Source organism: Bacillus halotolerans (genome assembly GCF_004006435.1).
Classification (GTDB): domain Bacteria; phylum Bacillota; class Bacilli; order Bacillales; family Bacillaceae; genus Bacillus; species Bacillus halotolerans.
Genome location: NZ_CP029364.1, coordinates 692,041 through 711,787 on the forward strand (window position 1 = coordinate 692,041; position 19,747 = coordinate 711,787).

Consider the following 19,747-nt stretch of genomic DNA (forward strand, 5'->3'; position numbering starts at 1 on the left):
CGGGTGCAAATATGTTATTGCGGAACGACAGACTTTTTTATGAAGGCTTCAATTTCCGCGGCTGCCTTCTCCGCTCCGCCTGCTTCTTTTACGTCTTTCTGCATGTCTTTTACGCGGTTGAGCATTTCTTTATCTCCGGATACGTCCTGAACTGCCTTCTGCAAACGGGAGACGCTGACCTCTTCTTTCGGCAAATAGACGCCGAGGCCTAATTCATCAACACGCCGGGCAGTGAGCTCCTGCTCATACATTTGCGGAATCACAACAAGCGGTACCCCCGCATTCATTGCCTCCATCGTACTGTTCATTCCCCCGTGAGAAACAAACAGATCGGCTTTCGCTAAGATATCCAACTGCGGAACGCGCTGGCGTACTGTAAAGTTGTCAGGAATGTCACCTAGACTGTCAGGTTCAATTGATATCCCTGTTGACATCACAACATGCCAGTCGGAATTCCGAAATGCATCTATACACATACGATAAAATTCCGGCCATGCGTTAAAAGCGGTTCCCAATGAAATCAGCATGAGCGGACGATTGCCTGTTTCCGGCAGCAGGCTCTCTTGTTCACCTCGTTTTCCAAGTGAAGGGCCGACAAAGCAGAATCGCTCATCAAAGGTTTCGTTTTTAATCTGAAAAGACTTCGGCATAAAGACAATATTTAACGCTTCCGGTATAGCCAAGTGTTCAAATGAGACAGCCGGTAAGTTTTCTTTCTCAAGGTAAACCTGGAAATCGGCCTCCGCTTGTTTGAGTTGCTTGAGCATCTCTTCACTTCCAAGCTGGAAGGATTCATTTTGCGCATAGGAAGAACAGAGCCTGATGGCCGGCACATTCAGCTTATCAGCAAACAATTTTCCCGCAAATGCGATAAAATCATAAACGATAAGATCAGGCTGGTCATTTTGATATAATTCTTCAAGCTGAGGCAAGATTTCGAGCGATTCTTTTAAAATGCTAATCGGTGTTTCATTTTTCTCTATCATTTCCTTAATGCGTTCCGGTTCCACGTTAATCGTAGTTTGATATAAAAGCGGGCTTGCCCCGGCTTGCTTCACCGCAGGCGCGAATTCCTCAGTCGTCGCATAAGTAACACGGTGCCCTTTTTCACAAAGCTTCTCCACTAACGCAAGAGTTGGATTCACATGTCCGTATGCCGGGATATTAATAATTGAGATATGATGCTGTCTCATCATTTCAGCCTCCAATTTTCATATTATATGTTGACGCGAAAACTCTTTAGTCCGTAAATCACGCTATTTTCAATCGGGGTGATACTGACCGGCTCCATACGAGAAAACGTTTGAGTCAATGCCGTTAACGCGATGGCTGCTTCAAGCCGTGCAAGCGGAGCCCCAAGACAAAAATGAATGCCGTGGCCAAACGCAATATGCGGATTGGGATGGCGGTGAATATCAAACATGTGCGCCCTGTCAAACTTCGCTTCATCACGATTTGCAGACGCCACAAACGCTAACACCATGTCGCCTTCTTTCATCTGATGGCCACCAATCTCCGTATCCCTCTTGGCAATTCGCCGCAAAACAGGTGCAGGCGCCCTGAAACGCAGAGCTTCTTCCACCGCCTGAGGCATCAGCTCTGGATGCCGCCGCAATTCGTCATAAACGCCCGGCGTGTCTAAAATGCTGTACATCGCGTTTGAAATCAAGTTCGTTGTCGTTTCATTTCCCGCCACCAGCAGTAATGTACAAAACGGAATCAGCTCTTCTCCGGAAAGCTTCTCACCGGTTTCTTCCGCTTTAATTAAAATGGAGATGATGTCCTGTTCCGGTTTCTTCCGTTTTTCTTCTATGATGCCGGCAAAAAACGCGGCTAGCTCTTCCTCGCACTTGTTCCGCTCTTTCAGAAAGGCTTTCTCCGCTTCCTCACTTCCATCTCTTGGTGTGCTCACCAAAATATCAGACCATGTCTTAAACGCATCCATATGCTCTGAAGGAACGCCTAAAAGCTCAGATATCACAATGACAGGAAGCGGATATGAGAAATCCTGAACCAAATCAAACTCGCTTCGTCCATGAAAACGATGTATCAGATCATCTGCGATGTCTTGAATTCTTGGTTCCCACTGCTTCATGACACGCGGTGTAAACGCTCTATTGACAACAGAACGGATTTGCGTGTGTCTTGGCGGGTCCATATTAATGATCGAATTCCCGATAGAACTTGTCTGCTCCGGCATATAACTGGAGAAAAGCTCTTTATCCCCAATCACTTTTTTGACATCATCATAAAGAAAAACACTCCATACTTGATTGTCTTCATCATAGGTAACAGGAGCTTCCTTTCTCATCGATTCGTACCACGGAAACGGATGATAAGCATCCTGTTTATTTTTTCCGTTCATCAGTGCACGCTGCAAAGCTTGTCGCCGATTTACCACATTCATGCGTTTCTCCTCCCCATGAAAGAAAAGATTCAGCAATTGACGAACTTCACCACCTCCTGCTATCGAAAAAGAGAGGGACATCCATTTTGTCGTCTGAAACAGCAGGCAGGTCTTCAAGATGCCGGTGCAGGCATCATATAATCCCCCTCGAATGTTGTTCATCTTACCATAATCTTTCAATTTTTTTCTATTACGCACACCCAATTTGGTTCACAACGTGACCTTAGGCATGCTCATCGATTTTAGAAACGCAATCAATAGCTTATGAAAATCTCACACGTCGCCCTCATCCGCAACGTAAGCACTACTCTAAAAGATGACTTTTCCATTATGTAAAGCATGCTGAAGATATGATTAAATAGAAAGTAAAATGGTGAAGGAGAGAACAAATGACAGCACAGATCAACCGTAAAAAACTAGTTGTCGGCATCGTACTTTCACTTGCATTTGTATTGTTTGTGTTCTCTTTTTCTGAGAGACATTCAAAACCGCTCGTTGAGGGAAAAAAACAGGAAAACTGGCATACTGTCGTCGACAAAGCCTCTGTCGATATATATGGAAGCCGTTTAGTGGAAGAAAGCAAACTAAAACAAAAGCTCGGCCATAAACAAGCCGATTCGGTACTAACCCTTTTGAAGCTAGCCAGCGAAAAACATATTGCCCTGTAAAAACAAAAAAGAGCCTCCGGCTCTTTTTTGTTTAATCCAATACAGTTTTTTTATCCGGATGACGCTGAAAGTCAAAAAGCATACTGAGCTGTGACTGTGTGTTTCGTTTTGGAGAAAGCGGAGGGAGCCTGTCTTCCGGAAAAAAAGCGGCATGGTTCGTCTCAATTCCGGTTTTCTGCTGCCCGCCCGTTATGCTGCATTCAATGAAGATCTTATAGTAATGATAAGGCTGAGGGGGATGAGGATGCTTATGGCTGTCCAGCACGGCCAGTAATCGAGAAGGCACTGTATCGTAACCCGACTCTTCTTTGATTTCCTTGATCACATTTTCAGCGGGTGATAAACCAATTTCACAAAAACCGCCTGGGAGTGACCACAGCTCGTCATGCTTCTCCCGGACAAGCAATATGCGATTCTCTCGAAATACCGCGCCGCGAACATCCGCCTTCGGTGTCGGATAGCCTTTCTCGCCTTTCCATAAATCAGTGATGACTTCAATGTCCTTCTCCGAGTAATCCGCCATCATCTCTGCGCTGAGCTTCATCAGCTCTTCGTACCTTTCCCTGTCATACACATCCTTGGAAAAAGCAAGCCCCGCCTGTGCGATCGCCTGAATCCGCTGGGCCCGTTCCAGCCATTTGGTTTGCATAATTGATCACCTCACTACCATTTTATACTATCAATCTCTTTTAAATTAAAAAAGCATGCTCCGATTTTCCGGTGACATGCTCAAAAGATACCTTAATACAGTTTTACGAAATATGTAATATCCTCTGTTTCAAAATTTAAAAATGATGGACTATATGACAGATTAAGGTTTTTTTCTCCTTTTGGAATCACGAAACTGACTGTGCCTGTTACCTTTTTACCCGAGGCTAACTTTCCTGATTTAAGGCTTGTTTTCAGGTCAGCAGTAGATACTATGTTTGCTCTGATTGATTGATCTTTGCCATCTTTCAATTCAAAACCGCCACTCGTATAATTGAAAGACTTGTCGCTTGTATTTTCGATCGTTACCTCAGCTATTAAAAATTCTTCATTATTATTTATTGTTTTTTCTTTCTCGCCAATTTTTGTCTTATACTCGCCTTGTTCTGCCGTTGTATATACTTTATTGACCGAGAAATTTGTGCTGGAAGCTTTAAAAGTTTCGCCTACTTTATACACCTTTTCATCCGTTTTGGTTTCTTTTTCCTTTGTTTTCTTTTCCGTTGCTGTTGCTTCTTTCTTTTCTGTCTTTTGCTCAGCTGACGCATCACTGGACTGGCTGCACGCAGAAAGCGCAAATCCAATCGTTAGCACAAACAAAATGAATAATGCTTTTTTCATTGCCGTTCCTCCATCTAAAGTAATCATTTTCTATTATAATCACGCTTTTCCTTTTCTTAACAGGGAATAAAGTAACAAATTACTCTATCAAATCCATTCATAGTATTGGTCAGCTAATGACATAGATATTTATCCTTTACTGGAAAAAATACTGGACAGGCCGGTGATGGCATATCATTTTCCAAAACAAAAGCTTCTTTGTCTTGTTTCTAATTCGGATATTTCCTCCTAGTTCTAAAGACTCATATCGACAAAAACCCGAGCTGGCATTAGCCGGCTCGGGCGGGTGTCAATCTCGCTTATCCATTCCCCTTTTCTTTCGGGGTTCCTGATGATGCTTTTGATGTTCCGGAGGCTGAGTTGTGCGTTCCAGCTCCTTTGTATCTTGTCCCATTCCTTTTAAAAAGGAGAACAGCAGCGTAACCGCTTTGTTGATTTCCGGGTCTTTAAGCGAACGGATGATATCAAAATAACCTGTTTTCTCTTCGCTGTTCTTCTGTTCTACCGCGTTCGCCACACCGGCATTCACTTTCAAAATGAGCGGCTCCAGCTGTTTGACATCCAGCATGCCGAGTGTTCCAAACAGGAGAAGCAGGTTTTTAAGCATATTGGCCGTTTCCTCTGTATCTGCCTTTTTCACTAGGATGTCAAGGACTTTATCACCTTGGCCAAAAAGACCGCGGAGCAAAGGCAGCACGCCCCGTTCGTTCATGTGCCCAAGCATTTGCAGCGTCTCCAGAATGGCTTCTTTGTTGTCGACTAAGGCATCTTCGATTTCTTCCAAATCACGTTTGCGCTGATCTTCTTCGGTCACCTGTACTTTCTGAATGCGTTTAATCGCTTTAGCCATTGTGCCCAATCCCCCTTTTCACAGCATCGCCAGGGAAGATGTAATCCTTCCGCGCCCATTTCTTATGAACCTGCACACCGATTTGCGGCTGCGGATTTCCGTTGCGGTGATTGATTTTAGGCAGCGGATTGATTCCATCCTGCTTCAATATTTCCATCTTTGCTGATGTTTCTTTGTACGCAGGCGTGTCGGTATCCTTGTCCGCGTGGCTGCCTGTTAACAGGTTGATCGCCGCTTCCCCAGAATCGTTCATTGGCAGATACACTTCCTTCCCTTTGACACGATCAGTGATCAGGCATTTCACCTTCACATTTCCAAAAGGCGACGTGAGTCTGACAAGGGTCCCGTTCTGGATTCCCCGTTCTGCCGCAAGCTCTGGAGAAATTTCTAAAAATACATGCGGCGTTTTTTCAGAAATGCCTTTTGATTTATACGTCAGGTTTCCTTCATGGAAATGCTCCAAGAGTCTGCCGTTATTTACATGGATATCATATTCCTCACCGAACTCCTCAGGCTCTGTCCATTGAACCGGATAAAGAATCGCTTTGCCATCCGGGAAAGGAAAGCGTTCTGTAAAGAGTAAAGGTGAATCCTTCCCATCAGCACTTACAGGCCATTGCAGGGAGTTGTAGCCCTCAAGACGTTCATAGGTTACTCCTGCATAAATTGGTGACAGCATTGCAGCTTCTTCCATAATATCGGAAGGATGCTCATAATTCCAATTGGCCCCAAGCTTATTCGCTACCTCCATAATAATCTGCCAGTCCGGCTTTGATTCACCCATAGGTTCAAATACCTGGTATAAACGCTGAATACGGCGTTCAGTGTTTGTAAAGGTTCCTTCTTTTTCAAGGCTCGGGCTCGCAGGAAGAACAACATCTGCAAATTCTGCCGTCCGAGATAAGAAAATGTCCTGCACAACAAAGAAATCAAGTTTTTCATATGCGGCGTGTACATGATTGATATTAGAATCGACAAGGCCCATTTCTTCCCCTTTTACATACATCGCTTTCAGCTGGCCGGAATGGATTTTTTCAATCATTTCATGGTTGGTCATGCCCGGCTCCTTCGGCAGCTGCACACCCCAGGCTTGTTCGTATTTCTTGCGGACTTGTTCATCCTTCACTTTTTCATAGCCCGGCAGGCTGTCTGGCATGCTTCCGAAGTCACTTGCTCCCTGCACGTTGTTATGGCCGCGTAATGGATAAGAACCCGCACCCGGTTTTCCGTAGTTTCCTGTGACAAGCAGCAAATTTGAAATCGCAGTGCTTGTATCGCTGCCTCCAATGTGCTGTGTAACGCCCATGGCCCACAACGCGCACACACTGTCAGCCTCATGAATCATTTCAGCCATTTGAATCAGGGTTTGTTTATCAATTCCGGTTTTCTCCTCTGCATATTCAAGTGTGTACGGCGCAAGGCTTTTCACGTATTTATCCCGGCCGTTGACCCTTTCCTGCAAAAAGCGTTCATCGGCCTTGCCGTTTTCAATCAGATATTTGGAGATGGCATTCAGCCAGACGATATCTGATCCGGCACGCGGCTGAACAAATAGATCAGAACGCTCAGCCATTTCGTGTTTTCTGATATCAGCCACGATAACCTTCTGCCCTCTCAGCTTGTGAGCCCGTTTAATGCGGGTAGACAATACCGGATGCGACTCTGATGTGTTCGAACCGATAATTAAAACAAGATCTGCCTGGGCGATATCTGTAATCGATCCTGAGTCACCGCCGTATCCGACTGTCCGGAACAGGCCGGCAGTAGCCGGAGACTGGCAATAGCGCGAGCAGTTATCCACATTATTTGTGCCGATAACCCCTCTGGCCAGCTTTTGCATCAGGTAGGATTCTTCATTCGTACATTTAGACGACGTGATAAAAGCAAGTGAGTCAGGGCCACATTCTTCTTTTAATTCAGTGAACTTGCTTGCGATCAGTGTTAAGGCTTCCTCCCACTCTGCTTCCCGGAAATGGTCGCCTTCGCGGATGAGCGGTTTTGTCAGACGCTCCTCACTGTTTACAAAATCCCAGCCGAACTTGCCTTTTACACAAGTGGAAATGCCATTGGCAGGCGCCTCCTCCTGAGGCTCCACTTTCAGAATATCTCTGCCCTTAGTCCAAACATCAAAACTGCAGCCGACACCGCAATAGGTGCAGACGGTTTTGGTTTTTTTGATTCGTTCATCACGCATGGCAGATTCCATGTCAGAAATGGCGAGAATCGAGCCGTATCCTGTCTCTACGCCTTTCGTAATCTCGATCATCGGACGCAGTGATTCGTTATTGATGCCTGTTAAATATCCGGCTTCCCCTTCCATTCCTTTTTCCATCATCGCGTTGCACGGACATACGGTTGAGCAATGGCCGCACGACACACATGACGACTCGTTAATCGGCACGTCATGATCCCAAATGACGCGCGGGCGTTCCCGCTCCCAGTCAATCGTCAGTGTTTCTGTCACCTGTACGTCTTGGCATGCTTCGACACAGCGGCCGCACAAAATACATTGATCAGGATCATACCGGTAAAACGGATGGGATTCATCCTTATGATAAGGCTTTTGATCAAACGGGATGCTTTGGTGATTGATTTTCATTTCTTTCACCGTATTATGTATTTCGCATCCTCCATTGTTGTAATCGCAAACTGTACAGTAAAGCTCATGATTATATAAGATTTTATCCATCCCGATGACCTGTGCCTTTTTCACGTCAGACGCAAGCGTATCAATGACATCGCCATCCTTTATTTCAGCAGAGCACGATCTCTTCAGCTCACCATTGATGCTGACAATACACGTATCACATGTTTCTATCGGCCCAAGGCTCGGATGATAGCATACTTGCGGCACTTCGATTGAACTGTTATTCAAAAGCTGCAGCACCGTCTGGTCTCCGGCTGTCTCCATCTCAACGCCGTTGATTGTTACTTTTTTTGTGTCCGCCATCTCCATTCCCCTTTCTTGCGTTTATATACCGAATTACCCATTTCAGTTCCCTTACATGTGCTGATTAAAACATACAGAGCGCATACAAAGGTTTTAATGCACGAACATCGGGAAACGTCATGATAGACAAAAAGGGAGGGATAACCATGAAGAAAACCATTTCCGCATTAACAGCGGCGGCAGCACTGTCAGGCACTGTTTTTGGCTTCGGGACGGCAATTCCGGCAAAAGCTTCCGCTCAGGCAAATCCGCCTGCTGAAGAAACAACCTCATCATCCGCTGAGCTTGTAAAAAATCTTTATAACACCGCTTTTACAGGTGAAATGCCGCAGCAGGTACAAGGTCTTACGATTAACAAAAGCACAAAAGGGGATGTCCATGCCAAGATGGGAGAACCGGAAAGACCGGCTGGAGGAAACAATATGTTTGATCTATACAGCTGGAATATGGGAAATCCCGGCTACGGCTTTTCCTATAACAAAGACATGACCATTTCAGAAATCCGTTACTTTGGAACCGGAGTAGAACGCCGTCTGAATCTTGGAGGGGTTACACCGGATGTGCTGAGCGATCAAATTGGCCCCGCCGACCGAATTTTAACCGTCCCATTCACGGATGAAATCGACTATATCTATGATACAGGCCGTTATGAGCTCCATTTCGTCATTGGAAAAGACCAGACAGCCGACCATGTCAATCTAAGAGCAAGATAAAAGTACCTGCAGCTCCAGCCGCTTTTTTTTATGGACAAAGTGAGGATGGATTCTTTACAATACATGGGAGGGAAAATGCGGGAAGAGGTATCAATCATTAATGAGAAGGAAACGGTTCATATATGCGGCCTTTACAATCCTCATCATTGGGTTGGGACTGGGGTCAAGAGCATTCTCCAGTTTTCTTCCGGCTAGCGTCAATGCCTATCTCGGAGATGCGCTGTGGGCCGCAATGATTTTTACGGGCTGCGGCTTTCTGTTTCAGACGATGAAAACCATCATGACAGGCATTATCAGCCTTTCATTTTGCGTTATTATCGAATGCAGCCAGCTGTACCATGCTGAGTGGATCGACCGGATCAGGGACAATTCGCTCGGCGGCCTCGTGCTGGGGTACGGATTTTTGTGGAGCGATATCATAGCTTATACTATGGGAATTGTCACCTGCACACTCATAGAGCTGATCCATCAAAACATCAAAAAGCGCCGCTGACGTGACGCTTTTTCTTATGTCGAGAACAGCCCGCACTGAGACAGAATCGTCTCTGTATCCAAGAGTGTGGCCTCCTTTATATCGACCCGGTGTTTATTCATAAAAGACTGAACAGCGTGATATCCAACCGCATATCCGGCAAAAGCAGATAATCCCGCCGGCTCAAAGCCTTGCGCTTTCGCTATTTGATCTCCAAACATGTAACGGCTCACCTCCGAAAAGCCTTTTACATCAATCACCTCTTTTATGACTTCAATGGAATATTGCAAATCGTCCCGATCAAAGCGAGTAACCCAAGGGCCTAATTGTTCTTCGCCAAAGAGCTCCCGCGCAAATGACTCAGCCAGCCCTTCAATGACAAGATAATCCCCGACTGACACAGAACCTCGGTGAAAATCAAAATACGAAAACCGCAGATTATGGTGAAATTCATGGGCAATCATCGATGAAATCCTAAGAAGGTTATAGCTGTTCGGATACATCCAAACGTGAATAAAGCCTGGAATTCCCCCAAACCCGCAATACCCTTTTTGCAGCTTCAGCTTGCTTGGATCAGCAATGTAAAGCCCGAACCTCATTTCTTCCGCATTTACTCGCAGCTTTTCACGCTCGGCAAAATGTATACACTGCTGCAGCGCAGATTCAGCAGTCTCGGCAATATGCAATTGCTGCAGTTTTCTTAATGCTTTCTGTCCGGTTTCAGCATTACACACATCCAAATAACCAAGCATCTTTACAGCCATGATCACATCATATCCATTTGGTGTCTTTGCTTTTAGGGGAACCTGTATGGCGCTCCACATTTTTTCAAACGGTCCCATCATCGTATACCGAAACTCGTCCTCTCTTTCGTGTTCTTCCATCGAAAACAGCTTTTCATATTGCTGAAAGGTCTGTTCTATTACGATATTCATCCTAATCCCTCCTCACGAAAAATATACGGTATGCCGCAGCGTAAAGGTCAACAGAAAAAATTAAGCCTTTCTGCCCTATAAAATCAAAGCCGGCCGCCGATAGGTAAGGCATAGGAGGTGTAGCAATGGATATTCCTGCATTATCAGTTGCCATGCATCAAGCAAACCTGGCCCAAAATGTTGATATCGCTTTAACGAAAAAGATGCTGGACACTGCCCAGCAAAATGCTGATCAAACCCTTAAGCTGATTCAGCATCCGACGCTCGGACAAAAAATTGACCTGAAAGCTTAGCTTCACACCCCAGGCGGCCAAGAACTCCATCCTCCCGGCCGCCTTTATTTTTCACAAAAAAGCATGCATGTTTTGGCCTTTCCTCCGTATGATTTATTGTTTGTCATTTTAAGGAGGTCAGGAAGAGATGAAAAGAATGGTTAAAAAGGTGTCTTTGGTGTTGTTCGCATTCGTATTTATTTTTGCCATCAAGGGAGCACCCGCTCATGCGGAAACACATGCCTACGATGGAAAAAGCCCTTATTACAATGATTGTGCGTCCAGCGCCGCCACAAAAAAATCTTCTAACTTAGTGAACGCTAACAATCAAGTCATCGGAGTCGTCGAGCTCAAGTTCAGCAGTACATGCAAAACGGCATGGGCAAAAATAACGATGAACAACACCTTGACAACAGGCTATGAAGCAAATGCGGAAATAACCCGGAACACAGACAAAAAGAGATATAACTGTGACTCTGCAGGCGGCAATGGCAAAGCGGTGGCAGGCCAAAAATCTTGTTATACGCCTATGGTCTATGACTTAGACCCGAGAACCTCCTACGCTTTCGGTAAATATTCAGGACCCAACCTGAATGTATGGGCAACCACAGGCTCTTATTAAACAGAAAAAAAGCTGTCCAACGGGCATTTCCCGCGACAGCCTTTCCACATTTATTTAGCTTCCCTTTGTTTTTTTACCTCTTCAAGCTGAGTGACCGTCACCAATTGATAGCCTTGATCGGTCAGTCTTTTGATAATCTCATCGGCCGCATCAGCAGAAGTGCCGTAAATATCATGAATTAAAATCGTCTTTCCGTCAGCCGCGTGGCTCATGACTCGGTTGACAATTGTATTTTTATTTCGGTCTTTCCAATCTTCCGGATCAATGTCCCATAACGCGACATCCATTTTCAGCTTGCTGCGCAGTTCATCATTAATGCCGCCATATGGAGGACGCACAAGCGTCGGACGATACCCGCTTATTTTTTCAATCATGTCCTGCGTGTCATTGATCTGCTTTACAGCCTCTTTCACTGAAAGCCTTGTGAGAAGCGGATGGCTCCATGAGTGGTTCCCCACTTCATTTCCTTCTTTCAGCATTCTTTTTAACGTTTCCGGATAATATTGAACCCTGCTGCCCAGCACAAAAAACGTTGCATGCCCTTCATATTTCTTCAAGGAGTCCAGAATCTGATTTGTTGTCGCAGGATTCGGACCGTCGTCGAAAGTAAGCGCAATGACTTTTTTATTCGGATCAACTGTTTCTTCTTTGGGTAATGAAATGACTTCGTGCTTCGGTTTTTGTTCTTTGATTTTATTTTTGTTTTTCGCTTTATCAATATATTGTTCTTTCAATATATCTTTTAAAAGATGTTTCTTAATCGCAATCGACTGCTCTCCAAGATAGCCCGCAGCGACTTGATATGTATCAAAATAAAACTCGATATAATCTTCCTTGACGGCAAAACGGCTGAAATTTTCTTTTGCCGGTGCAGTTCCTTCTTTTAACAATTCGTCGTCCGCTGCAATGTCCTTATTCTTTTTAAGCTCATGATAAGCGATCAGCGAAAGCTTTTGTAAATAATCAGAGTCCTTTTTGAAAATATCATCAATAGAAAGAAAGGCTTCCTTGCTAAAATCAAAGTTAAATGTTTTTTTTACGTTTTGTCCATGCGCGCCGCCTATGTATTTATATTCATTAAAGACCACTGCCGCTGTCTGCTTGGCATAATGAACAATTTCATAATCGATGTTGAGTTCATTGCGCTTTTTTGTATGCTCCTGGTCAGCATCTTTCGTTTCCTTCTGAAATTGGCGAACCTCTTTCTCTGCGAAACTCTTTAATGCCGCATCCATTTTTTTATTTTTAAAAACAGGGTAGTTGACCGCGTAATTGAAGGTTTTCCCGTCATTCACAAGTGTTGCGATCTCTACATCTCCATACTGAGAATCGGTTTTTACCTGATTCATGACCGTTTCTTTTTTTGATGTATTATGGCAAAAGCCTATAAGCCCTGCCGCACAAACAACTGCTAATAATACTTGAAACCATTTGATTCTTCTCGCCAACAACACAAACTCCTTCTTTCGTAATCACTTCGATTTATATCCCATCAAAAGATTCAGATGATGTTTTTTATGCTCATTCGTACTCAATTAGAAATATTTTTGTAACATTAAAGTAACATTTATTTCACTTTTGTAATAATAGGAGATTTAGAAGTTCTTGTCAATCCCTTTCTGAGGATTTACTCAATTAAAAAAAACAATTTGGTCGATGGACATACACCCATTTCTCATATCAGGAATAAGGTAAACAGAATAAAAAATGCTAGGGAGGTAACCCTATTGGAATTTCCTGTTAATTACGATCAGTTTGAGCAAGTTTCACCTTTTGATGAAAGACAGCCATATTACTACCCGCGTCCGCGCCCTAGACCGCCATTTTATCCGCCTTATTATTACCCAAGACCGTTTTATCCGTTTTATCCGCGTCCGCCTTACTACTACCCGCGCCCACCTTACTACCCTTGGTACGGGTACGGCGGCGGATATGGCGGCGGATATGGAGGATACAACAGATAGCAGGCGGTGTTTACCGAGAATGGGGGCAGTCCAGCTCCCCTTTTTTTGTATAAAAATTGACAATATAATGACAAATACAGGAAATAATTGTGATCTGGCTGGCCTCTTGGTACGATAACTAAAGCATGCAGTTTTGGGGAGGCGTCTATTTTTGGAGAATTCAAGAGTTTCTGCTCCGATTTCTGAAACAAAATACATAAAAGCCTCGAACCGGGTATCCGTTTACGATTTTATAAAGCTTGCAAAACCCGGCATTATCATATCAAACTCGATAGCAGCCTTCGGCGGATTTTGGATCGCATTTGTTAGCTCAGAAATACCATTAACAGGACTCGCTTTTTTCATGACAATGATAACGGCAATGCTGGGAACCGCGTTCGTCATGGCCTCCGGCACTGTCTACAACAACTATTTTGATCGGCATATGGATGCAAAAATGGAGCGCACCCGCAGCAGGGCCTCAGTCACAGGAAAAATGCCGCCGGCTTTGATCTTAACGTATGGCTCTGTTTTAGGAATAGCAGGTCTTGCCATGCTGTATTCCCTCAACCCTTTAACTGCAATTCTCGGACTGGCCGCCTTTATTTTTTATGCCATCATCTATACAGTATGGGTGAAACGGGCCTCTGTATGGAGCACGTTTGTCGGAAGCTTTCCGGGAGCTGCTCCGCCGCTGATGGGTTATTGTGCCGTCACAGGAGAAATCAGTGTAACCGCCGTCATGTTATATGCCATTATGTTTCTGTGGCAGCCCCCGCATTTTTGGGCGATTGGGATAAGACGCAAAGAGGAATATCGGGCGGCTGGTGTCCCGCTCTTGCCTGTTGTAAAAGGAAATCATGTAACGAAAGTAAAAATGATTCAATATATTGCGGTCCTGGTGCCGATTACGCTATTATTTCCTTTTTCTCTCGGCACCGGCCATATAAGCCCATTTTATTTTTTAACTGTCTTGGTTCTCGGAGGTATATGGATCAAAAAAGGCGTCCATGGATTCAAAACAGACGATGACGTAGAGTGGGCAAAGGATATGTTTGTCTACTCGCTCATTTATTTTTGCTTGCTGTTTTTTGTCATGATGATTGATTCATTTGTAATGTTATTAATCTGATGATTTTATGCAAAAAGAGCCACACATTAATGTGACTCTTTTTTGTTTGGGAAAACAGTCTCTAATAGAAATGTCAGGATAATAAACACAGCCGCGCAAATCAAAAATCGGACGATTTCAGTCAAAATCCAGCTATGGGCAATACCCATATCATCGGTTTTCTGGAGGGCTGCACATATTGAAAAAATAGTGAGTATGTATTTTAGGATTTCTTTGTTCATGGACACCATCACTTTCTGGATATGATCACCAATATCCAAAATAACACATAGCTGAGAGCCACAAAAGACGAAAGAGTAAAAAAGCACCCGCCCAGGCAGAACTAAAATTCCAATGAGATACATAATGTCTATCCATTCTAAGATCTTTTCCATTAATAGCCCCAATCCGGAAATAAAGAAAAAATTGTCGAACTGCCTACATTATGGTAATATATGATTTGCTTTTCTCATGTTCATTGATTTGGAGGCATACGATGAAAGGGATTGTTTTAGTTGTTCAGCTTGGATTTTCATTTATGGCTTTTCTGTTTTTAGCCGCTGTCAATTGGTATCAAGGAAGCGAGCTTGTTTCAGATCAATTCGATTGGAATTACACAGCCAAATTTTCAAAGCTCCTTAACGGCATTGACACCATCACAAGCCCCAAACAAATTTCACAGCTGGACTTTTTCATATACTCTGCGAAACACTATCCACTCATGAGTATACTGATGATCTGTTCGTTTTTATATGTGTTATTATCACTTGTTTTGCTGATCCGCGATTGCCACACGGCTCGGTAAAGAATATGTCATTTCCACATGCCCCATTGAAATATCATAAAAGGAGCACCGTTATGATCCTCTCCCCTTTTTCTAAATCGCCGGTTCATCTAGATGATAGGACAAGGCGTACCTCGCTCTGCGTTCTTGCTTCCGACCATTGGCTTTTTTTGAAAATCAGCATCTCACGATTAGGTACTGGTCAATCAGAACTGTGTGAATATGATCAGAACTCGAATGTTCTTGAACCGTTAGTTATTTTCGGTATGTTCATCTTTTGTTTTCCCATCTTTCGGAAACTTTTCTCTCGCTCTTTCGTATAACCTTAGAGGAGGTATCACATGATGAAAGAGTATGAATTCGTTAGAGTCGAACTTAGTACCATGAGAAGAAGGCCCAAAGAAGACTACCAACAAATCATCCGTGATTATGCTCAAAGAGGATGGAAGTTTATTCAGATTTTCGCCCCTAGTATAGACGGGTATGGAGCAGCTGCTTATTTTGAAATGATATTTGAAAGAGATGTCGAGGATGCTTAGTCTTTATGGCTAAGTATTCTTACATACATTTATAAAGACACATTCAAAAAAGCTTACAATTAGTAAGCTTTTTACATTTTTCAGGTCCTACGCTACCTTACATTTAAAACTTTTTGAAGAAAGTAAACAAGAGGATTCCCCATCATTACCAAGGAATACTCTTGTTTATTTCAATCGTGCTTCAAACTTCGCTATCGTTTTCGCCTAATAACGTCCATGCATCAGTTGCACGCTTAATCATTTACTTTCCCCGTATATACATAGATCACCTGTCTTAGAAATTCAGCTAATCCCTCACCATGTTGATCGTAATATCGTTTAAAGCGCTCATCTGATACATACATCTCCCCTAGACCTGCATGTGCTTCTTTGCTGTAGTCGCTCCAATGATAAAGAAGCCATTTTTTGTGCAATTCCGCCGCTTTCAATGCATCTTCACTTTTTGGATCTCCTTCTTTAAATGCTTTTTGAAGTTTTTCAAACATTTCTTTCTCTGTAGCGGTCAGCTCTTCATATTGCTCCTTTGTCATATTCAACACTTTTTGGTTAGCTTCTTCTACCACTTCTTTGCCGTACTTTTGGCGTATTTCCGCTCCGTATTTCCTCTCGTTTTCTTCCACAAGCTCTTTTTTAAATCCTTTAAATTTCTCTTCATCTCTCATCTTTTCATTTCTCTCCTCTGCATGAATTGTTTTCTCTACATTTTGGATAAGGCTATCAATCCGGGCTCTTTCTTCTAAAAGCTCTGCATGATGATCCTTTAATGCTTTCTGACGATTAAAAGATGGGGAAAAGATTAATTTTTTTATCTCCTCTAATTGGAAGCCTAACTCTCGATAAAATAAAATGTGCTGTAATTGGTTGACTTCTTTTTCCCCATAAATTCGGTATCCAGATGAATTAATCCGTGCTGGCTGTAAAAGGTTGATCTCATCATAATACCTAAGCGTTCTTGTGCTGACTCCCGCTAATTTGGCTAACTTCTGAACGGTATATTCCATTTCTTCTCCCTCCTTATACAGTAACCGTACACTTTAACGTAACGTGAATGTCAAAGCTTTTTTTAAAAAAAGATCTCCTTGAATGTTTCAAGGAGATGATGTATCTACAACTTGTCATACCCGGATTATCTGGTGTCTTTATTAAGAAGTTCTTTTAAAAGTTGATTGAACTCCTCCTGTTGTTTTATATTTTTGCGGCCATTTCGATTAATGGCTGCTAGTTCGCAGACGATTCCAGCCGAAATAAAAAACAATAAACCTTCAAACATATAGCATCCTCCAACGTTTAAGAGATAGTCAACTGTGTTTGTTCATTTTCTAAAGACCGCTTATCATTTTTATCTTCCTTACGCTGAAAAATGTTATTTAGAATAAGCGCTGTCATGACAAGCAGTGTTCCTGCTACATCAAAAGTGGTGATTTTAGATCCTTGTATCATCATGATTAACAATGTAGTAATGGGAACAAAGTTAATAAATAAAATCCCGTTAATGGGTGATAAAATTTTAACACCATAGTTCCAGCTAAGGAGAGCTACGATACCTGGTAAAGTAATCATAAATATTAAGTCATACTTAATTTCAGCAATCACATTTATACTAGGTATGGACACGTATCCTTGAGCGGTGAGCGCAGCTGTTAGAATACCTGTTACAGCTGTACCGAATAAACACGTCAATGTTGAATAACGCAGCGTAGACCATTCTTGAAATAGCTGTCCCCCCATTGTATAGATTACCCATCCCACAACACCCATTAAAATAAAGGTTAACGAAAACAGATTATCTTTCAATGTATAAAAGAAACTCATATCGCCTTTGGTAATAACGAATGCGGCTCCAAAAAAAGCAATCATAATAGATATAATCTTATATTTTTTCGGTTTCACATGTTTATATCCCCACAGGATAAAAATAGAAATGATTGGCATAAGTGCCTCTGCAATAGACGCAGTCATGATTCCAGACTTCCCCATCAACCTTTGGCCCAAAAAAATAAAAACGTTGTATACAGTAAACGCCATTACACCAAAAAAAATGAGCAATTTTGCTTTACCCTCTAAACGAAATGATCTCTTCCCCTCCCTTACCAATAATAAAATCACTAAGATAACTGCTACCACGCCATATCGAATAGATGAAAAATAAAATGGATCAACAAATGCTAATGCATGATCTGCAACTGGAAACATTGCGCCCCACGACATACTTGCTACTAAACATGTGAGGACACCAATGAATAATTGACCGTTTTTCATTGTCATTCCCCTCCTTTTCTTGTATTGACAATGAGAATTATAAAAAGAAGGATGACATCATGTAAAATGAATAAAAATGATGAAAAACATCATTTATAATGATATTTTAAATGAAGGAGGGATACTAAATGGAACTGCGAGACTTACAAATTTTCCAAAGCGTTGCCCATCACAAAAGTATTACCGGCGCTGCAAAGGAATTAAGCTATGTACAATCCAATGTAACAGCACGTATTAAGCAATTAGAAAACGAACTCAAAACACCTCTTTTCAATCGGCATAAAAAAGGGGTAACATTAAATCCTGAGGGCCGAAAAATGCTTGAATACGTTAACAAAATCTTGAAAGATGTTGAAGAGCTAAAACAAGTCTTTCTTGATAGTGATATCCCCTCTGGAATATTAAAAATCGGTACAGTGGAAACAGTGAGGATACTGCCGACCATCTTAGCCTCCTATTATAAAAAGTATCCAAACGTGGATTTATCATTGCAGGCTGGTTTAACGGAGGAACTTATTGAGAAGGTAACCAACCACGAATTAGACGGGGCTTTTATATCAGGGCCAATTAAGCATTCCATTCTCGAACAATATGATGTCTATACTGAAAAACTTACTCTAGTAACGGCAAATAAAACGTTTCGAATAGAGGATTTTATGACGACGCCGATCCTTGTGTCTAATCAAGGATGCGGATATCGTTCCAGGCTGGAACATTGGCTCAAAGATGAAGGTTTACTGCCAAAAAGAATTTTGGAATTTAACATTCTAGAGACCATTTTAAATAGTGTTGCACTTGGTCTTGGAATCACAGTCGTACCCGAATCTGCCATAACACATCTTTCAGCCGCAGGTAAGGTTTATTGTCACCCGCTGCCTGAGAAATATAGCATGATCTCAACCATCTTTATTCGGCACAAAGACGCTTACATGACAAATTCGATGCGCAGCCTGCTGAAGACGATTAGTGAGCATCAAAGTATGAGTATGTCTTAAGGGAGTCTGCTACTGCTTTGTTCTCACCGCCAAACTTATGCATATTCTTGTTAGCTGCACATATCTTTTCATAATAAAGAGCAGGCATCATCTCTGCTCCCCCTTTACTCCTTATTATCCGTTTATTTAGACCCAGACGGTTATTCTTACCATTTGAAATTTGAAATCATACTGATTTCTTTATCGTTTTTTTCTGTTATCAAGTTCATGAATTTTTTTGGTGCGGCACATATTACGGATACATTATAGAGAGAGAAAATAATGAATATGCATTGTGACAAACTTGTTATAGAGAGGACAATTAATTCTCGATTCATGGTAAATGAACATAAAAAGAATCACATGTATAGATATCAAATAGAAGAGAGGCTAAAGAGATGGTTCTCCTTGAAACGGATCGGTTACTATTAAAAACGATTGATGTTAACCTTCTAGACGCTGCATCTAAACGAGATCATCAGGCTATTATAGACCTGGGTTATAAAACAAATGGAGAATGGCCAAACTCCGATTTTTTTGAAGCAATTCCTTATTTCCGCGAGATTTTAATGAAAAATAAAGGGACAAGAGGATTTGATTCATGGATCATTTTAAAGAAGGATGATTATGAAATTGTTGGAGGAACTGGATTTTTAGGCGACCCTGACACGGTTGGCATGGTTGAAATCGGTTTTGCAACAAATAAAAGTCACCGCCGTAAAGGTTATTGTTTTGAGGCTGCCCAAAAGTTAATAAACTGGGCATTAAGCGAAGAGAATGTTAACTGTATTGCGGCAAGATGTGAACATGGCAATATGGGATCACAACATATTTTGAAGAAGTTAGGGTTTAAACTGGACCGTGAAGATAAAGACTTTATCCATTGGAGATACGCTAAAGTGTAAAAACATATACTTCA

The 19,747-nt window shown here is 42.4% G+C and carries 22 protein-coding genes and 1 pseudogene; 11 read left to right on the forward strand and 12 right to left on the reverse strand.

The features are described from left to right. Positions 1-14 precede the first annotated feature (14 nt). Positions 15-1,193: a macrolide family glycosyltransferase gene (locus tag DIC78_RS03370; protein ID WP_024121025.1), complete on the reverse strand. Its 1,179-nt coding sequence runs from the start codon at positions 1,191-1,193 to the stop codon at positions 15-17. A gap of 23 nt (positions 1,194-1,216) precedes the next feature. Next, positions 1,217-2,407: a monooxygenase YjiB gene (gene yjiB, locus DIC78_RS03375; RefSeq protein WP_095713522.1), complete on the reverse strand. Its 1,191-nt coding sequence runs from the start codon at positions 2,405-2,407 to the stop codon at positions 1,217-1,219. A gap of 389 nt (positions 2,408-2,796) precedes the next feature. Between yjiB and DIC78_RS03380 the strand changes: the two genes are divergently transcribed. Then, complete coding sequence (locus DIC78_RS03380; protein ID WP_024121023.1) at positions 2,797-3,075, forward strand: hypothetical protein; 279 nt, start codon at positions 2,797-2,799, stop codon at positions 3,073-3,075. Between the two features lie 31 nt (positions 3,076-3,106). Here DIC78_RS03380 and DIC78_RS03385 read toward each other — a convergent pair whose 3' ends face one another. From DIC78_RS03385 to fdhF, 4 genes are all read right to left on the reverse strand, one after another. After that, positions 3,107-3,724: an NUDIX hydrolase gene (locus DIC78_RS03385; RefSeq protein ID WP_127695432.1), complete on the reverse strand. Its 618-nt coding sequence runs from the start codon at positions 3,722-3,724 to the stop codon at positions 3,107-3,109. Positions 3,725-3,816: 92 nt separating this feature from the next. Beyond that, positions 3,817-4,404 (reverse strand): DUF4352 domain-containing protein, encoded by a 588-nt coding sequence (locus tag DIC78_RS03390; protein ID WP_127695434.1) that lies wholly within the window; start codon positions 4,402-4,404, stop codon positions 3,817-3,819. A 289-nt stretch (positions 4,405-4,693) separates the two neighbouring features. After that, the gene (locus DIC78_RS03395; protein WP_106020477.1) at positions 4,694-5,254 is read right to left on the reverse strand and encodes a helical membrane plugin domain-containing protein; all 561 of its coding nucleotides are present in this window, start codon (positions 5,252-5,254) and stop codon (positions 4,694-4,696) included. After that, positions 5,247-8,204, reverse strand: coding sequence for a formate dehydrogenase subunit alpha (gene fdhF, locus DIC78_RS03400; protein ID WP_106020478.1), 2,958 nt, complete (start codon positions 8,202-8,204; stop codon positions 5,247-5,249). The genes DIC78_RS03395 and fdhF overlap by 8 nt, the downstream gene beginning before the upstream one ends. A 146-nt stretch (positions 8,205-8,350) precedes the next feature. Between fdhF and DIC78_RS03405 the strand changes: the two genes are divergently transcribed. Continuing rightward, positions 8,351-8,917 (forward strand): YjgB family protein, encoded by a 567-nt coding sequence (locus tag DIC78_RS03405; protein ID WP_127695436.1) that lies wholly within the window; start codon positions 8,351-8,353, stop codon positions 8,915-8,917. Between the two features lie 100 nt (positions 8,918-9,017). After that, positions 9,018-9,410 carry a ribosomal maturation YjgA family protein gene (locus DIC78_RS03410; protein WP_106020479.1) on the forward strand — a complete coding sequence of 131 codons (393 nt, stop codon included), beginning with the start codon at positions 9,018-9,020 and terminating at the stop codon, positions 9,408-9,410. Between the two features lie 14 nt (positions 9,411-9,424). Here DIC78_RS03410 and DIC78_RS03415 read toward each other — a convergent pair whose 3' ends face one another. Then, positions 9,425-10,324 (reverse strand): DUF2268 domain-containing putative Zn-dependent protease, encoded by a 900-nt coding sequence (locus DIC78_RS03415; RefSeq protein ID WP_106020480.1) that lies wholly within the window; start codon positions 10,322-10,324, stop codon positions 9,425-9,427. Positions 10,325-10,449: 125 nt separating this feature from the next. Here DIC78_RS03415 and DIC78_RS03420 point away from each other — a divergent pair, with 125 nt between their 5' ends. Further along, on the forward strand, positions 10,450-10,617 hold the full coding sequence (locus DIC78_RS03420; RefSeq protein WP_010333849.1) for a YjfB family protein: 168 nt from the start codon (positions 10,450-10,452) through the stop codon (positions 10,615-10,617). Between the two features lie 127 nt (positions 10,618-10,744). After that, positions 10,745-11,218, forward strand: coding sequence for a YjfA family protein (locus DIC78_RS03425; RefSeq protein WP_059336143.1), 474 nt, complete (start codon positions 10,745-10,747; stop codon positions 11,216-11,218). Positions 11,219-11,268: 50 nt separating this feature from the next. On the opposite strand, the gene DIC78_RS03430 is transcribed toward DIC78_RS03425, so the two are convergent. Then, positions 11,269-12,669 (reverse strand): polysaccharide deacetylase family protein, encoded by a 1,401-nt coding sequence (locus tag DIC78_RS03430; RefSeq protein WP_099042818.1) that lies wholly within the window; start codon positions 12,667-12,669, stop codon positions 11,269-11,271. A gap of 276 nt (positions 12,670-12,945) precedes the next feature. Here DIC78_RS03430 and DIC78_RS03435 point away from each other — a divergent pair, with 276 nt between their 5' ends. Continuing rightward, positions 12,946-13,182: a hypothetical protein gene (locus DIC78_RS03435; protein ID WP_024121014.1), complete on the forward strand. Its 237-nt coding sequence runs from the start codon at positions 12,946-12,948 to the stop codon at positions 13,180-13,182. Between the two features lie 125 nt (positions 13,183-13,307). Continuing rightward, positions 13,308-14,293, forward strand: a pseudogene (gene cyoE / locus DIC78_RS03440) (heme o synthase). A gap of 26 nt (positions 14,294-14,319) precedes the next feature. Here the strand turns inward: cyoE and DIC78_RS03445 are convergent. Continuing rightward, a complete protein-coding gene (locus tag DIC78_RS03445) occupies positions 14,320-14,667 on the reverse strand; it encodes a hypothetical protein (protein WP_127695440.1) in 348 nt (115 codons plus the stop codon). A gap of 101 nt (positions 14,668-14,768) precedes the next feature. Here DIC78_RS03445 and DIC78_RS03450 point away from each other — a divergent pair, with 101 nt between their 5' ends. Together DIC78_RS03450 and DIC78_RS03455 are read left to right on the forward strand one after the other, a co-directional pair. After that, positions 14,769-15,077, forward strand: coding sequence for a YjdJ family protein (locus tag DIC78_RS03450; protein ID WP_101863888.1), 309 nt, complete (start codon positions 14,769-14,771; stop codon positions 15,075-15,077). Between the two features lie 323 nt (positions 15,078-15,400). Next, complete coding sequence (locus DIC78_RS03455) at positions 15,401-15,595, forward strand: DUF4177 domain-containing protein (protein ID WP_024121010.1); 195 nt, start codon at positions 15,401-15,403, stop codon at positions 15,593-15,595. Positions 15,596-15,828: 233 nt separating this feature from the next. On the opposite strand, the gene DIC78_RS03460 is transcribed toward DIC78_RS03455, so the two are convergent. The 3 genes from DIC78_RS03460 to DIC78_RS03470 all read right to left on the reverse strand — a co-directional run bounded on the left by DIC78_RS03460 (position 15,829) and on the right by DIC78_RS03470 (position 17,854). Then, positions 15,829-16,596 (reverse strand): MerR family transcriptional regulator, encoded by a 768-nt coding sequence (locus DIC78_RS03460; RefSeq protein ID WP_106020484.1) that lies wholly within the window; start codon positions 16,594-16,596, stop codon positions 15,829-15,831. 125 nt (positions 16,597-16,721) lie between these two features. Then, on the reverse strand, positions 16,722-16,865 hold the full coding sequence (locus DIC78_RS03465) for a YrzO family protein (RefSeq protein WP_010333841.1): 144 nt from the start codon (positions 16,863-16,865) through the stop codon (positions 16,722-16,724). Between the two features lie 17 nt (positions 16,866-16,882). Further along, entirely contained in the window at positions 16,883-17,854 is a 972-nt protein-coding gene (locus tag DIC78_RS03470; protein ID WP_127695442.1) for a DMT family transporter, read from the reverse strand. A gap of 128 nt (positions 17,855-17,982) precedes the next feature. Between DIC78_RS03470 and DIC78_RS03475 the strand changes: the two genes are divergently transcribed. Further along, the gene (locus DIC78_RS03475) at positions 17,983-18,849 is read left to right on the forward strand and encodes a LysR family transcriptional regulator (protein ID WP_101863885.1); all 867 of its coding nucleotides are present in this window, start codon (positions 17,983-17,985) and stop codon (positions 18,847-18,849) included. A 377-nt stretch (positions 18,850-19,226) separates the two neighbouring features. After that, positions 19,227-19,733, forward strand: a complete 507-nt coding sequence (locus DIC78_RS03480; protein WP_127695444.1) for a GNAT family N-acetyltransferase — start codon at positions 19,227-19,229, stop codon at positions 19,731-19,733. Positions 19,734-19,747: the final 14 nt, after the last annotated feature.